The following is a 15,166-nucleotide window of genomic DNA, read 5'->3' as shown; positions in this document are numbered from 1 at the left end:
TCACCGTTCGGCCCCCGCACCCCTGCGGTTCAGCCGACGGGCCATTTGGGAACCCGACTCCGCGGTGGCTCGGGCTCCGCCGGCCGCACCCGACCGTGGTGGATCGCTCCCCGCCACGCCCCGCTGGCATCCCCGAGACCCTCGATGAACTCCCTGAAGCACTCGAGTTCATGACGCACGACGCGCTGCGTCGTCTTCGACGGATCCGCCATCCGGCCCATCACCCCGCGCCGCTCGACCTTCATGTGCACCCTGACCACGGTCCGGTCCGCAGCCGTGGAACGGAACGACACCTCACCCCAATGCCACGGCTGACGCCCCACGGTCCGCCAGGCCACCAGCGAATCCGGCTCCTGTTCCACGATCTCCGCCAGGAATTCCCGGCGCAGGGGGCCCACCTTCACTTTCCAGCGCGTCATCACAGGACTCAGCTGATCCACCCGCTGCACGGTGGACATGAACCGCGGGAAGTTCTTGAACTGCGTCCACTGGTCGTACGCCGTGCGCACCGGCACCGCGATCTCAATCGACTCTTCGACGGTGGTGTGCATGCGCTGCCAATCTCCAGACCCGGGTTCAGCGTCACCCGGCCATGCGCATCCCGCTACCCGGCCGGGACGTTCACGCTGGCGGGTACGTGCGCCCCCCGCGCCAAGGTAGCGCTCCGGGAGCGGCGGATCGCGGCACGGCAACGGCCGTAACCCCTGTTCCTAGCCCGTCCGGGTTAGCGCAGGGAATCCTTCCTGGCCGCAGGCGGCGCATTACCGAGGTGGTGATGCTTCGGCCACGGGAGGGGCGGGACGGCCCCGGGCGGGGCCGCTCAGGTCTGCGAGCGGAGGTGTTCAGGCTCCGCCACGCCGGTGTGGACCCGGCTTCGGTGCTGGCGATATCGTGCGCGACCGGTTCACACCTCGGCGTTGCACCGGCTGCCGTATCACGGCCGGGCCGTGCGGGCGGAACCGCTTGCGGCCACTCCCGCACCGCGCGGATATCTTCAGGAGCTCCATGGAACGGCATACGATCCTGGTCACAAACGTTCTGGAATACGGTGGACCGGGGTCGGTCACGGCCCTGGAGAATGCGGGGTACGCGATCGCCTGCCACGATCGCACCTTCACCGATCCGGCCGCACGCGCCGCATATGCGGCCGCCCATCCCGACGTCACCGTTCTGTCGGCACAGGATCCCGTCGCGGTGGTGGCCGAGGCGGTCGAGCATCTCACCGCGATCGACGCCTTGGTCAGCAATGACGCGCACCCCAACCGGCCGGCCCCCGTCGAGGAGGTGTCGACCGACGAGTTCCGTGCCACGATCGAGGCGGTGCTGGTCAGGCCGTTCCAGCTCGCCAAGGCGATCATCCCGCACATGAAGGCACGGCGCACCGGCAGCATCGTCCTGGTCACATCGGCGCGCGAGCTGCAACCCGAGCCGGGATTCAGCGCCCCCACTGCCGCGCGCAGCGGCGCGACCACCTTCGCACTGGCGCTCGCCCGGGAACTCGCGCCTTCGGGGATTCAGGTGAACGCCATCGCGCCCAACTACCTGTACAGCGAGATGTATTACCCGCGGGCGCGGTTCGTTGACGATCCGGTCGGCAGGAAGGCGATCGAGGATCGCGTGCCACTCGGCCGCCTGGGAACACCCGAGGAATTCGGTGCACTGGTCGAATTCTTCGCTTCGGGTAAGTCTTCGTTCGTCACCGGGCAGGTGGTGGCCTTCACCGGCGGCTGGCCCTGATCGGCCCTTCGTGCGGCGAGCCTCGGACACGCCGTGTGTCCCCGGGCGAGGAGAGCAGCGGCGTGATCAGCCGCTCACCATTCCTTCGACGAGGTTGATGGCGGTGGCGAGGATGCCGGTGCCGAAGACGTAGGACAGTAGGCAGTGCCGCAGCACCGTGGCGCGGACGGTCGGGCTGGAGACGTCGTTGTCCGATACCTGGTAGGTCATGCCGAGGTTGTAACTGAAATAGAAGAAGTCCCGGTACGCGGGAGGATCGTCGGAGTTGAAGTCGATTCCGCCGGCCGAGGTCACGTAGTAGAGGTAGGCGTAGCGGGTGCCGTACATGAAGTGCAGTGCCGACCAGGCCATGAACACACCGACCAGGGCCGTTGCGGCGTGGCTGGTGTCGGAGTTGCCGATCAGGAGCACCGCGATACCGGCCAGCCCGCACAGCGCCGCAGCGACGACCACGAGTTCCTCGAGCAGGGGGCGAAAGTCCTCTCGCCTGGCATTGCGATGAGTGGCGGAGGAATTCATCGGCCAGAGAACGGTCCAGCCCGACACGACGAAGGAGGTCTCCATTGCCGCGATACTTGCCAGAACACCCAGCGGCGTGTCGGTCGTCAGACCGACGATAGTGCCGATTACCACCCCGACAATCAATGCCGTGGCAAGCCGTGGAACCGCGGACAGCGGCAGCCTGGAACTCATGGGCCATAACTTTAGCCGCTCTCCAATTCTCAGCCGGCATGGCGAAGTCGGGCGTACTCACCTCGTGCGTCGTGCGCAGTTCTTCGTGACCCGATCGGACTTCAGGAGAACGGCATGTAGAATCCTAAGAAATTCCTATTTCCGCGGATGAGGGTTGAGCCTCCGCCGGATGATGCCGTTGACGGCGCGTGCCAGTTCGGTGCGGCGGATCGGGCCGTGGACGGCGGCGTTCAGGATTCCAGTGCTGATGACGACTGCGGTCACGGGTCGTCGACCAAGGGGGACACATGCCCGTTCGCGCACTCGTCGTCGATCCGTCCGCACCCACCGCCGTCCGCCTCGCCGAGGTGCCCGACCCCGTGGCCGGGCCGGGCCAGGTCCTGGTGGGCGTCTCCCACGTCTCGTTGAACTACGGCGACCTGAACGACGCCCGCTCCGGGCGGGTCCCCGTGGGCGCGGTGCTCGGCTCGGACGCCGCCGGAGTGGTCGTTCAGGCCGCCGGCGACGGAACGGGCCCGGCGGTGGGCACCCGGGTGGTGGCGCTGACCTCGGGAGCGTTCGCCGAGCGCGTCGCGATCAACGTGCATGCGCTCGCCGAGACACCGAAAGGCCTGGAACCGGCGCACGCGGTCGCTCTGCCGGTGGCCGGGCTGGCCGCACTGCGCTCGCTGCGGGCCGCCGGGCTCGGACCGGGCAAGAGGGTGCTGATCACCGGTGCGTCCGGCGGAGTCGGCCGATTCGCCGTCCAGTTGGCGGCGCGGGCCGGTGCCCACGTGATCGCGTCCGTGGGCTCGGCCATCCGCGCGGCGGGACTGGCCGAGGCCGGCGCCGACGAGGTGCTGATCGGTCTGGAGGGACTCCGGCGACCGGTCGACGTGGTCATCGACAGCGTGGGCGGCCCCCAACTGGTGGTGGCGTGGAACCTGCTCGCTCCCGGGGGCAGCGTGCAGAGCGTCGGCTGGACATCCGGGGAACCGGCGGTCTTTCCGCCGTACACGACCGTCGGCCCGGCCAAATCGCTGACGTCCTTCGTCATCGAGGGGGAAGTCGGCGCGGACCTGGCCGTTCTTGCCGATCTGGCCGCTGAGGGCGCCGTCGCCGTCGAGATCGGCTGGCAGGGGTCGTGGGAGCGCTTCGACGAGGCCGCCGAAGCCCTCCGCGGGCGGCGCGTCGCCGGGAAGGCGGTCCTGGAGGTGGCGGGGGAGGGCCGGTAGGGGAGCCGCCGGACTCCCCGGACCACCTCGACCGCCCGGGCGCCGCCCGACATGAGCAGACGGAGGTGGCGCCCCGGCGGCAGGGTCGCGCGGAACGGCCCTGGCGGGCGCGGGTCAGGCGGTGGCGCTTTCGGTGGTGGCGCGGTGCCGGATGTCCTTGACGACGCGGGAGCCTAGGGCACGGGAGAGGCGGGCGAGATCACGGGTGGAGAGGGCACGGTGATCGGGCGCGACCGGCGCCGGCTCGGGCGGGCGGGCGACGGCAGCGGTGTGCGCCTCCACAGCGGCGGCGATCATCGCGGCGTCGGCGATGATGGCGGCCTGCTCCTCGGTGGCCCGGTGGGCCAGGGCCGCCGCGTGAGCCGCCTCCCAGACGCGGGGGTCGCAGTGGCCACGGCACGCCATGATCCGGTCCGAGATGTAGGTGTGCCGCTGGGTCAACCGCAGCCGCATGCTGGGGCTCCACCAGGGCAGGAGCGGCGGGGCGGGACTGGAGGCGCCCTGCACGGGGCGCACGGTCCTGGCCAGCGGAGCCAGCTGCCAGTAGCGGATGGCGTCGTCGCTCCTGAGGCCGACCAGGGGAAGGATGAAGCCGATGCCTATCAGGACGGCGCTCGGCTGGGCGGTGACGATGGAGACGTCGAGGAGGACGTCCCAGTCGTGGCCCGCCCAGCGGGCGGCGACCGCGACGAGCCGGGTCGCGTCGTAGTTCGCGTAATGCAGCAGGTAGCCGGCGGCCAGCACGCGCAGTCCGATGCGCAGGGTGCCGTGGACCTCGCGTGACCAGCGCCAGCACAGGCGACTGACGGTCAGTGAGGCCACGGCGTGCGCGCTCAGGTAGAGGGCGATCATCTCGCCGAGGTACGCGGTGCTGGCGTAGTAGGTGTCGAACCGGGTGCGCTGTTCGACGGAGGCGTCGCCCAGCGCGAACAGGAGGGCGATCAGGGTGCAGACGGTGACGTACGAGGCAATGGTGATGCGGGTCTGGCGCCGGGTCTGCGCCGCGTCGGTTCCGCCGCGCCAGTTGAGGACGAGCACGAGGGACGCGCCGGAGAACCCGGTGAGCAGGATGTAGACGATCGGGGCGGCGATGTTGGGCACGCCGGTGGCGCGGTTGACGGCGGCGATGGAGGTCGTGGCGACGAAGGCGAGGTCGCCGGCGCCCACCAGCAGCAGCGCGCAGATCGAGTTGAGCAGCCAGTCCCGGCCGCGGGCGCGGATGACGGCCGGGAGTTTCAGCAGGCATGCCAGCAGCATCAGGGCGGCGGTGGCGTAGTAGCCGGCGTCGTGGGTCATCACGTCTCCTCCAGGCGGGACCGTCGTCCGGGTGGGCGCGTGCCGGGCAGGGCGAGGACTGCGGAGCGGCTGGTCATGTCTGCTGGTTCTCCGGTGTTCTGCCGGCGCGTAGCGCGGCAGCGACGATGGACGTGCGCAGGGCGCGGGACAGCCGGACCAGGTGGCTCTGGTCGGTGTTCACACGCCCCTTCCCGGCGTTCGGCGGGACGCGGGGAGGGGGGTGCCGGGTGGCGGCGACGGCGACCATGGCCGCCGTGCCGATGGCGTCGGCGTCCATCGGGTCGGCCCCGTCGGCGAGCGCCTGACGGTGGGCGGTGGCGTGGACGCGGTTGTCGAGGTGCAGGGCCAGCCTGGAGAGCCCGTCACGGATGGCGGTGGTGCGCCTGATGAGATGCAGGTCGATGTCGAAGGCCGAACGCCAGGACAGCGAGACCGTGTAGCGGGTGTCGTCCGCCACCAGCAGACGAAAGAGCGGGCGCAACCGGATGAGTGCGACGGCACTGCTCAGCCGCGGTCCGAGCAGCGGAAGCAGGTAGCCGCCGGTGACGAGGACGCTGGCGGTGGCGACCAGCGCGGGCGCGACACGGGTGCTGAGCACGTCCCAGTCGTGGCCGGTCCAGCGGGCGGCGACAGCGGCCAGCTTGGCTGCACCGAAGGCGATGTTGAAGAGCCAACCCGCCGCGAGGGAGCGCAGGCCCCTACGGGTCCAGCCGGTGACCTGGCGGGTCCAGCGCCAGGACAGTGTCGCGGTGGTGACCGCGGCGGTCATGTGCGCCACCAGGTACAGGGTGATCATCTCGCGGATGAACGGGGTGGTGGCGTAATAGGTGTCCAGGTCGGTGCGCCGCTCGACCGGAGCTTCGCCGGCCGCGAAGAGCACGACCAGGAGCACGATCACCGTGCTGTAGGCAAGCAGCCAGACGTGGCAGTCGCGCCGCACCCGCTGGGGCGGCCCGCCGCGCCACTGCACGACAAGGATGAGGCAGGCAGCGCTGTAGGCGGTCACCACCGCGTACGTCAGCGGAGCCGCGGCGTTGGGGATACCGGTGAGCTGGTTGACGGCGCCGAGGGTCGGCGGCGCGGCGAGCGCGAAGCAGCCGCCGGCAAAGAGGACCACGGCGCACAGGCAGCGCATGAAGGGATCGCGCCGGTCGCGCCACAGGGCGGGCAGTTTGGCGGCCAAGCCGACCCACAGGGCGCAGGCTGCCAGGTAGTAGACGGCCGAGCCCACGTCACACCCAGGGGCTTCTGCACACGCAGGGTCCGCTGCTCATGGAGTCCTCGATGCGGCCGGCGACCTGCTGCCGATCGGCGCGCCGGCGCATCTGCTGGGCGTGTCGCACATGCGTGGCGAAGTGCAGCCCGAACATCTCGGCTTCCGCCTCGTGGGAGTCGTCGAAGTCGGTGCGGGCCACATAACGGAGCTGGCCCAGGTCGCTCAGCCGGTCGTCCCGGGTCGCCAGGAGGGCGTGGACGACATCGTCAACCGCCGTCGTGTGGTGGGCGCGGGCCGCGGCGCCGCCCGCAGCGGTGTGTGCGGCGCAGTGACCTTCGAACATGTGCCAGATCTCATGACCCAGGATCACGTGTTCGTGTTCGCTGTTCGCGGTGTCCTCGCAGACGGCCACGATGTCCATTTCGGGCAGGTCCAGCCACAGGCCGCTGGCCGTGCCTATCGGGAACGCCGCCCGCTTGAGGATCACCGGGCGCCCGCGCAGTTCGCTCAGTACGGCACCGAGGGCGGGGAAGACTCCCTCGTCGTACGCCTGCTGGTCGAGGGAGGCGATCAGGGTGCCGCTGAGTTGCTTCATTCTGTCGCGCTGGGCGCGCCCGCCTACCACCATGCACTCCTCGCTTCCTGTGCTGGGGCCTCCGCCGCAGGCGGCCGTGGCGTCGATTGCTGGTGCACTGTCGGGCGGTGCTCTGGTGCCGGGCGGCGGCTGGCGCGATCTGCCTCCTGGCGATCCGCCACGGGCGCCGCTTGCTGCCTCCGCTTCCACATTAGCCACGTTGTCAACTCCGGTATCCAGTCGAAACAGGTCCGAAAGTAGGCCTAACTGCCTCTCGGGGAGCTGCCGTTCGTGGTCCGGAGGGCCGTCACCGCTGCTGGCGTCGTTCCTCGCGGGCCTGCCGCACCAGGCCTGCGATGACGTCTTCGAGCAGCTCGAACTGGTCGTCGGGCAGGGCGGCGGCGCTGCGCAGGGCGACGGCGCGGCGATCGCTGTACGGTTCGGATCCTGCGGTCGAGCGCAGCAGGTTCAGAACGGGCTGTAGGGCGTCGTTGAGAGCGGATGCCGGGTCTGCCGACAGCCAACCGTTGGGCTGGCCGAAGAAGAACGTCTCGACCCCGGCCTGAGTGGACGCCAGGGGGCCGCCGGAGCGGCCCGTGCGCTGCTCCGTACCTTGTGTCTTCTTCCGGACCAGGTTCGACAGCGACGCCCGGGTGGCCCCGTAGGACGAGGCGATCTCCTCGTAGGAGTGCGGGGATCCGTCGGAGCGCCGCCGTGTGGCACGTAGGTGTTCGATGCGGCGGATGATTCTTTCGGCGATGTCCTCTGCGGGGGGCTGCCCGCCGTCCAGGAGGGTGGTGACCACCTCGTGAGGCTCACCGCTGTCTGCCGACAACTGGTCCAGGTCGAGCACATCGGCGCGGCTTCGTCCGTCCTCGAGGGAGGAGTCGATGCGCCTGAGGGTCTCGGCGAGCGCGGACCGCGGATCTCTCACCGGCACATCTCCTGCAATCAGGTCGGGGCATGAGCCATGGTTGATGGCGAAACCATAACCGTCACCCGGACCTCCCAGCCAGAGAGTCGGATACCCGGGTAGACATTGATGGATACAGCAGTTGACATGTATCGGCCCGGGTTGCAGGATCACGACACGGCGTGAAGGCCGGGATTCGCCTGTGACTGCTGGTGATTCAGCTGCGGTCGCGGGTGATGCCCGGTGTGCGCCCGGACGCCAAGGCCGCCACATGACCCGGTCCGCGGTCGTCACTCCGTCCAGGGGCGTACGGTCGTGGCTCGGCGCTGTCTCCGTGAGACAGGCGGACTCCGAGCGGCCGGCGCTGCGCGTCGCGGAACCAAGCCGAGGCAGTCCGTCGTCCGGAGGGCGCCACCGAGTGCACACGACAACACATCGCCCCGTCCTGTTGGCGGGGGCTGACGAGCGCAGGCGCCAGGCGCGCAGCTTCCTGGTGCTCGTGGGCCTGCGCCCGGCGGGTCTGGCGCACCCCGCCGTCCAGACCTGGGCCCGTTCCTCTTGCCCCCGTCCCCGCGCGCACCGGTGTTCCTTCGGCGAACGGCCTCATCCCCCTCCTGCCCATCCGCGCCACCGCCGTCGGCCTGCACACGCGGCGCCCGCACTGGCGACGGGCGGCAGGCGTGACCCATCACCCGGCCGCGAGCGAGCCACCGCCCTCCGGCTCCCGTAGCCGGCCGGCGCCGGGCCCCCGTCGACCCAAGTTCCCCGGCCGGACCGCGCGTCCGGCCACGAGGAGCGCCTCACACGGCGCAGCAGCAGCGAGGATCGCGCCGCTCCCTGGACGGTCCCGGGCACGGACGCGGTAGGGCATGCCCAAGAGGATCGGCCTCGCTGCTGAAACGAGTCAGCACCCGTGCGTCAGCTATCGCCTCTGTCGCCCCTGTTGTCCCTGTCGCCCCGAGCCTGGTCAGCGGGGCCTGAGAGATGAACTGCCCCTGTCCCACCGGCAGGCAGAAAGTACGCCGCGTCTTCCGCGGATGCATCGTCAGCCGTGCATGTGCGCGCGGTCCACCCCTCCACCCCCCGTTCACCCTCCCACCCCTCCCTCATCGCAGCATTCGTCGGTAATCGCCTGCGTCATGGCGGCTCTCCTGACGCCCACAGGTCCGCGTCAGCTCTTCCCACAAGAGGTGAAATGCCTGCCCCGCTGCTTCTCCTTGGTGTCGGTGACGCCGACACCGCGGACGACGAATTCCCCACGGCGCGAAGCGCTGCCCACCCGACGGCGCTCGTTGACACCGTCTCCCCAGTCCGGGCACGACCGTGTCCGGCGTGCCTTCCGACAGCCGAACGACATCATTCCTTCACCTCTCCACGAAGGGGAACCACTCATGGGTGATCGTCCGGGAAGAACTGCAAGCCGAATCCCAAGCAGTTGTGGCGCCTCACCGGATCTCGTCAGGATTGCCGCTCCGCGTACCGGGGAAACCGCGCTTCCGGGAGCCCCCACCCACGTAGTGGAACAGCATTCCGGCATGGTGACGTCGGGGAGGTTGGGAACGGCCCCGGATGTGTTACTGCGATCCCAGCAGCACATGCAGCACTGCGGTCTGACGGACCTGCCACGGTATCTGATCCCCATCGTCGAAGCGCTCCTGTCCGGACAGACGGATGAAACGGTCAGCCGAAAACTCGGCATCTCACCACGCACGTACAGCCGGCGTGTTGCGGAACTGCTCGAGCACCTGGAAGTGAGCACCAGGTTCCAGGGCGGTGCGGAGCTGATGCGCCGCTGCCAGTCGAACTGTCGGCACAGGAGAAGTGAGCGGCCTTCGGGCCGCCCCTCGGCTTAGACCAGTCGAAAGACGAAGAAAGGTTGACCGTGGACTTCAGCCTCCTCTATTTCATCAATCGCGAGACGGTGGACGCGGCGCGGGAGTACGACCTCCTGTTCGAGACCGCAGGATTTGCCGACGAGCACGACTTCACGGCCGTGTGGCTTCCTGAGCGGCACTTCCATCCCTTCGGGGGCGCCTACCCGAATCCTGCTCTCGCCGCCGCGGCGCTCGCCGCGCGGACGCGCAACGTAAGGCTGAGGGCAGGCAGCGTCGTCATGCCGTTGCATGACCCCTTGTCGGTGGTCGAGGACTGGTCCTTCGTGGACAACGTTTCGCACGGACGGGTCGACATGGCGCTGGCTGTCGGCTGGAATCCCAACGACTTCGTGCTGGCACCGGAGCGCTACAAGGAGCGCAGGGAGTACACGGTTGACGCGATAACCGAGATAAAGGAGCTATGGGCGGGAACGAAGGTGCGACGGCGCAACGGAAACGGAGACGAGGTGCACGTGGCGACGTACCCCCGTCCCGTTCAGCCCGAACCACGTCTCTGGTTCACCTGCTCCTCGTCCCCGGATTCGTTCAAGGAGGCCGGCGCCCGGGGCCTCAACGTCCTCACCGCTCTCCTCTTCCAGAGCGCGGACGAGCTGGCCGCGAGCATCGAGAGCTACCGTTCGGCCCGCGAGCGGAACGGTCACGATCCTGCCGCCGGGACGGTCACGCTGATGCTGCACACGTTCGTCGGGGAAAGTGACGCTGCCGTCAGGGAATTGGTACGGCAACCCTTCACGGACTACCTGCTCTCCTCCGTCGACCTGTGGAAGGCGCAGTGGACGGACCTGAACAGGAGCGATCCGAGGCGTCTGGTCAAGCTCGCCTTCGAGCGTTACTTTCACCGCGCCGCACTGTTCGGGTCCGTAGCGAAGTGCACGGCGTTCGCGCGTGATCTTCAGGCTGCCGGCGTGGACGAGATCGCTTCCCTGGTGGATTTCGGAGCCGCTGATTCCGACGTGCTCGCGATGCTTCCCCGACTCGACGAGGTACGGCGGAACCTGGCGGCACCGCGGGATTCTCCGGCGCTCTGAGCGGAACCACGGGCAGAACGGGGCGGCGTACACCGGGACCACCCTCGCCACGGCCACCGGCAGCCGCCCCGATGCTGCTCAGGACCATCGGGGTGGATCGGTTATCGACGGTCGAGCACGGCGGAAGAGGCGGCGAGGTCACGGTACGGACCGGGGCCGCAGCGGAGTTGATGATGGTGACCGCGCTGCACGATGCGCCCGCCGTCGACGACGACGATCTCGTCCGCGTCCACCGCTGCCGCCAGCCGGTGGGTGATCATGATCAGGGTGCATCCCAGCCTGCGGATGCTCGCGATGACCCGCTCCTCGGTCAGCCGGTCCAGCGCGCTCGTCGCCTCGTCGAGGATCAGGATCCTGGGGCGGCGGATCAACGCACGCGCCAGGGAGATGCGCTGTCGCTGGCCCCCGGACAAGCCGGCACCGCCAGAGCCCAACAGCGTCTCGTAGGCCATGGGCATCTTCATGATGTCGTCATGGATGAGCGCCATGCTCGCCGCCCATTCCAGATCCGCTTCGGTGGCGTCGGGCGAGCCCATCGTGATGTTCTGGCGTATCGATCCGGCGAAGACCCGGGCGTCCTGGTTGACGAAGGAGATACAACGTCTGAGGGAGGCCCGATCGATATCGGCGAAGGAATCGGAGCCGATGAGGATACGGCCGTCGTGCGGTACATACAGCCCGGCAAGAATCATGGCCAACGTCGATTTGCCGCATCCGGACGCCCCGAGGACAGCCAGGAAACCACGGGCGGGCACGACGAGATCCACATCCGACACGGCGGCCTCGGTCGCACCCGGGTAGACGAAACCCACTCCTTCGAGTCTCAGGTCGGCCTGATCCGAGAAGGAGACAGTGCCCGCAGAGCCGAGCTGATCGGGCTCCGCGTCGAGGATGTCGCTCAATCGCGTCAGAGGAGCCTTGACACTGGCGACTTGAAGCCCGGAGAGCACCAGGTTGGTCAACGGCGTGAAAACCCCGATGGAAAGCGACACGAACGCCGTCATCGCCCCCAGCGTGAGATCGCCGTTCGCCACCTTCACGGCGCTGGCGGCCAGTACACACAACGGTGCCGTGAACTGGACCGCGAGGACGAAGGACGATACGAGGGTGAAGTGCCGGCGCCCTCTCGTGCGCGCATTGAGCTCTTCCACCAGGGAGTTGGCCCATCGATCTGCCATCACCTGGTCAAGGCCGCCGCTCTTGACCGTTCCGATGCCCTCGAGGACCTCGTTCAGCTCGCTGTCGGCTTCGGCCTGGCACTCCAGCGCGTCGGCGGAGAGATAGACCTGCTGCCGCCATGCCAGGGCCAGGACCGTCGTTTGCAGCACGACGAGCCCCAGGACCCAGAAGGTGGTGCCGAGGTCCGTCACCATCAGCATGACCAGATAGGAGAGCACCAGCACTCCGTCGAAGGCCGCGGAGACCATGCTGTTGGTCAGCACGTGCCGGACGGAACTGCTCGTCCTGACCCGCAGGGCCAGGTCGGCCGGAGCACGCCGGGAGAAGAAGGCGTACGGGAGGGAGAGCAGCCTGTTGAAGATCCCGAGCGTCACCCGTTTCTCCGCGGCGGTCTGCAACTCGTGGATGACGATGCCGCGGAGGAGCTGAAGCAGGAAGAAAGAGACCGCTGACACGGCCACGGCCATGATGGCCTGAGCGGGCCCGAGGCTCCCTCCGAGACCGCGGTTCTCCACGACATAGGCCGTGGCCAGTGGTGTCACCAGACCGAAGAGAAGGATCCCCAACGACATCATCGTGAGGTAGACCCATCTCCTCGACCGTGGGAAGAAATAGGCGAGGTACCGCCACGGGCTTTGCGGCCGGTGGCCGCTGCCTCTGCCGACCTTTGCGGGGACGGGCGAGTCGAACTCGAGAGCTACGCCGGTGAACAGGCGGCTGGCATCCGCGATGCGCAGTCGCCGGCGCCCGTAGGCGGGATCGACGACGTAGACATGGTCGCGCACGGCACGTTCGAGGACGACGAAATGGTTGAACTTCCAGAAGAGGATGCTGCCGGCCGGCAGGCTGCCCAGTCCTGCCAGGGAGGTCCGCACCCCACGGCCAGGCAGCCCGTAGCGCCGGGCCGCAGTCAGGAGCGTCCGGGCCGACACCCCGTCGCGGCCGCAGCCCGTGTCCAGACGCACCTGCTCCAGGCTCACCTCGATGCCGTGGTAACGCAGCGTCATGAAGAGGCTGGCCGGCCCGCAGTCGCTCATCTGCGACTGGAGCTGGATGGGCACGGCTCGCCGCCTGCGGATCCTCGGCACTCCACGTATGCGACGCAGGGAGGGCCGGCGGAAGCCGGACCGCTCCACGGGCGTGCCCCATGCACGATCCGCTGATCGGCTCTCGCGTGCGTGCTCCCGGAATCGGTGATCTCTCGCTGGGCTGGCATTCCCCGAGGCGTCGTGCCGCTCGTCTGTCAACTTCTCTCCTCTCCCGGGGATCGCTCCCTTGAGAGCTGCCTCAGCCTTGGGATGCTGCCGGAGCGACCGAGATCCTGCTGGGTGCGAGCACCTCGGGGGTATCGGCACCGAGCTCCAGGAGGTAGTGGCGCAGGGCATCCTCGGTCATCGCCTCCCGCACCCCCACCTCGGCACGCAGACACGTCTCACCGGATCCTCCGGTTTCGCAGAACACGGAAGCAGTGCTGACCAGCGGGTGCCGGAGCAACGCCGCTTCCACTTTCCCGACGTCCGCCGAGACGACGGTGGCCCCATCGGCGTCCTTGAGTGCTACTGCCTCTGCCTCTGCCGGCTGGTCCTGGGCACGCCTTCTGCTCCAGTGGCCAGGCGAGGTGAGGTTCTTCCTGAGGGCTGCAACGAGTTCGTTTGCGCTGGCATCCGAGAACACCTCGGAGTTCAGGGCCGCCTGAACGTCCAGTGCATCGCCGAAACTGAGGATCCGCAGCCCTACACCCGGGCAGGAGTGATTGATCTGCGGCTGGTACGCGCTCCAGTCCACCTGAGCGAACGAGCGGCGGCTGATCCTCGACAGCTTCCGGTAGGTGATGCTGAGGTCGTTCCGGCATCGGGCCCCCCACCGCTCGCTCTGCGCCGCCAACGACTCGTCCAGGAGCTCCGGACTGCCCATCTGGTAGAGCGCGGTGGCACGGAGCAGGGCGGTCCCCACTTCCTTGGGATAGCGCCGTACGTCATCCGGGTCCGCGGGCCTGTGGATCACCACGGGGACGTCGATGACGTACATTCCGACGACGTCGCGATCCGTTGCACCGCGCATGTTCACGGGAACCGTGATCCTCAGCCTGTCCTGCCGCGTGAACCGGAAGACCGTCACGGCGAAGGCCGCCAGGATCCAGTGGAATTCCGTGCACCCGTGCCGGCCGGTCAACCGTCGCAGCGCGGCCAGATCGTCGCCGGCGAGCGAGAAGCCGGCCTTCCGGCTCAGCAGGCCGCTGTCCTCCCGCCGCCCGGGGCCATCGACCTGAAACTGGGTGACCGGGGGTACCCCGGAGAACGTGCGGCCCGTGGCTCTGCGTGTCCGCCGTTCAAGGGCAGCCGCCTGACGCAGGACGGACTCCATGAACCTCTGGCGGGGCCGGCAGGGGAGGGAAAGACGTCCTCCCGTGGCCTTCAGATAGGTCTGCATCAGGTCGCGCATGAGGATTTCGCTGCCGACACCGTCGACTGCCAGATGAGAGAAGCCGACGATGAACGCATGGACGTGCGGTGCGTACCGAAGGAGCCTGAACCTGAAGGGAAACGCCCCCGTGTCCCACTCTTTCGCGTTCTCGTTCGCCACCAGGTGCCGGACGTAGCGATTGAACTGCTCCTCTGATCTGCTCAGCACCTTCTCGCAGGTGAGCAGGCGGGTCCGGTCCGGCAGTGGCACGACCCGTTGCCGAACCCTCCCCTCGGGAAGCTCGATGATCCGGGTGCGCAGCGCCTCATGCCTGACCACCAGGGACTCGACGCTGTCGATGAACCTGTCGACGACCAGGACCCCCGGTATCCGGTATGCCGACCAGATGGCCGTACGCAGGCTCGGGTCTTCCCTCGTCCTGCGGTAGTGCTGCAACTGACCGGCGGTCAGCGGGAACTCGTCTTGTCCAGCCACGTTCAATTCGACCCCGGTGACCGTCGGATGCGAGCGGGTGACAGGAAAATGCCGGGCGGTATGAGGCTCTTGGCTCCAGCCTCATACCGCCCAACCGATCAGGACGTTTGGTACGGCACGTTTGGTGCATCACCACCGACAACGTCATCCAGCTCGACATCATCGATCTCTCGAATGTCCACGGTCTCGAATTCCTCGCTGCTCATCTTGCCACCCCCTTTCCGCTCGTCGGACGCGGATCACCTAAGCAGTATTCGCCTTGGGGCGGCAAGATGCCGGCTGAAATGGCGACAACTTGCCAGGACTTCGGGGCGGTGGACATGCGTGAGCTCACCTCTGCCTCGATTCCCGCTGATCAGCGCTTATCGCCGCACACGGCGGACTGCTTGATGGCGACAACTTGCCACTCGTCTTCCGCCCATGGGAATCGACGGCTAGCTTATGCCCATCGTGAAGCTCCTCCTGAAGCAGTTACGGGCATAGCTGTCCCCCTGCGCTGAACAGGTGTCGCTACCAGACAGTT

The 15,166-nt window shown here is 68.2% G+C and carries 11 protein-coding genes; 3 read left to right on the top strand and 8 right to left on the bottom strand.

The genetic code is table 11. The features are described 5' to 3' along the window. Positions 1-29 precede the first annotated feature (29 nt). Positions 30-551, bottom strand: coding sequence for an SRPBCC family protein (locus NQO67_RS15860; RefSeq protein WP_255950623.1), 522 nt, complete (start codon positions 549-551; stop codon positions 30-32). Between the two features lie 454 nt (positions 552-1,005). On the opposite strand from NQO67_RS15860, the gene NQO67_RS15855 reads away from it, so the two are divergent. Further along, on the top strand, positions 1,006-1,737 hold the full coding sequence (locus NQO67_RS15855) for an SDR family oxidoreductase (protein ID WP_255950622.1): 732 nt from the start codon (positions 1,006-1,008) through the stop codon (positions 1,735-1,737). A 66-nt stretch (positions 1,738-1,803) separates the two neighbouring features. On the opposite strand, the gene NQO67_RS15850 is transcribed toward NQO67_RS15855, so the two are convergent. Beyond that, entirely contained in the window at positions 1,804-2,430 is a 627-nt protein-coding gene (locus tag NQO67_RS15850) for a DUF1345 domain-containing protein (protein ID WP_255950621.1), read from the bottom strand. A 287-nt stretch (positions 2,431-2,717) separates the two neighbouring features. Between NQO67_RS15850 and NQO67_RS15845 the strand changes: the two genes are divergently transcribed. After that, positions 2,718-3,644, top strand: a complete 927-nt coding sequence (locus NQO67_RS15845; protein WP_255950620.1) for a zinc-binding dehydrogenase — start codon at positions 2,718-2,720, stop codon at positions 3,642-3,644. Positions 3,645-3,758: 114 nt separating this feature from the next. Here NQO67_RS15845 and NQO67_RS15840 read toward each other — a convergent pair whose 3' ends face one another. From NQO67_RS15840 to NQO67_RS15825, 4 genes are all read right to left on the bottom strand, one after another. Continuing rightward, positions 3,759-4,940, bottom strand: a complete 1,182-nt coding sequence (locus tag NQO67_RS15840) for a DUF6545 domain-containing protein (RefSeq protein WP_255950619.1) — start codon at positions 4,938-4,940, stop codon at positions 3,759-3,761. Between the two features lie 73 nt (positions 4,941-5,013). Continuing rightward, positions 5,014-6,171 (bottom strand): MAB_1171c family putative transporter, encoded by a 1,158-nt coding sequence (locus NQO67_RS15835; RefSeq protein WP_255950618.1) that lies wholly within the window; start codon positions 6,169-6,171, stop codon positions 5,014-5,016. 1 nt (position 6,172) lies between these two features. Then, positions 6,173-6,751: a toxin-antitoxin system, toxin component gene (locus NQO67_RS15830; RefSeq protein ID WP_255950617.1), complete on the bottom strand. Its 579-nt coding sequence runs from the start codon at positions 6,749-6,751 to the stop codon at positions 6,173-6,175. A 286-nt stretch (positions 6,752-7,037) separates the two neighbouring features. Continuing rightward, positions 7,038-7,664 (bottom strand): hypothetical protein, encoded by a 627-nt coding sequence (locus tag NQO67_RS15825; protein ID WP_255950616.1) that lies wholly within the window; start codon positions 7,662-7,664, stop codon positions 7,038-7,040. A 1,861-nt stretch (positions 7,665-9,525) separates the two neighbouring features. Here NQO67_RS15825 and NQO67_RS15820 point away from each other — a divergent pair. Further along, a complete protein-coding gene (locus tag NQO67_RS15820; RefSeq protein WP_255950615.1) occupies positions 9,526-10,566 on the top strand; it encodes a MupA/Atu3671 family FMN-dependent luciferase-like monooxygenase in 1,041 nt (346 codons plus the stop codon). Between the two features lie 101 nt (positions 10,567-10,667). Here the strand turns inward: NQO67_RS15820 and NQO67_RS15815 are convergent, their stop codons facing one another. Then, positions 10,668-13,130 (bottom strand): peptidase domain-containing ABC transporter, encoded by a 2,463-nt coding sequence (locus tag NQO67_RS15815; RefSeq protein ID WP_255950614.1) that lies wholly within the window; start codon positions 13,128-13,130, stop codon positions 10,668-10,670. Then, positions 13,033-14,604, bottom strand: coding sequence for a condensation domain-containing protein (locus NQO67_RS15810; protein WP_255950613.1), 1,572 nt, complete (start codon positions 14,602-14,604; stop codon positions 13,033-13,035). The genes NQO67_RS15815 and NQO67_RS15810 overlap by 98 nt, the downstream gene beginning before the upstream one ends. Positions 14,605-15,166 lie beyond the last annotated feature (562 nt).

This window comes from Streptomyces odontomachi, assembly GCF_024435355.1.
In the GTDB taxonomy this organism is placed as follows: Bacteria; Actinomycetota; Actinomycetes; order Streptomycetales; family Streptomycetaceae; genus Streptomyces; species Streptomyces odontomachi.
The sequence above is the reverse complement of the archived record's forward strand: the minus strand, read 5'-3'. Positions and strand labels throughout refer to the sequence as shown.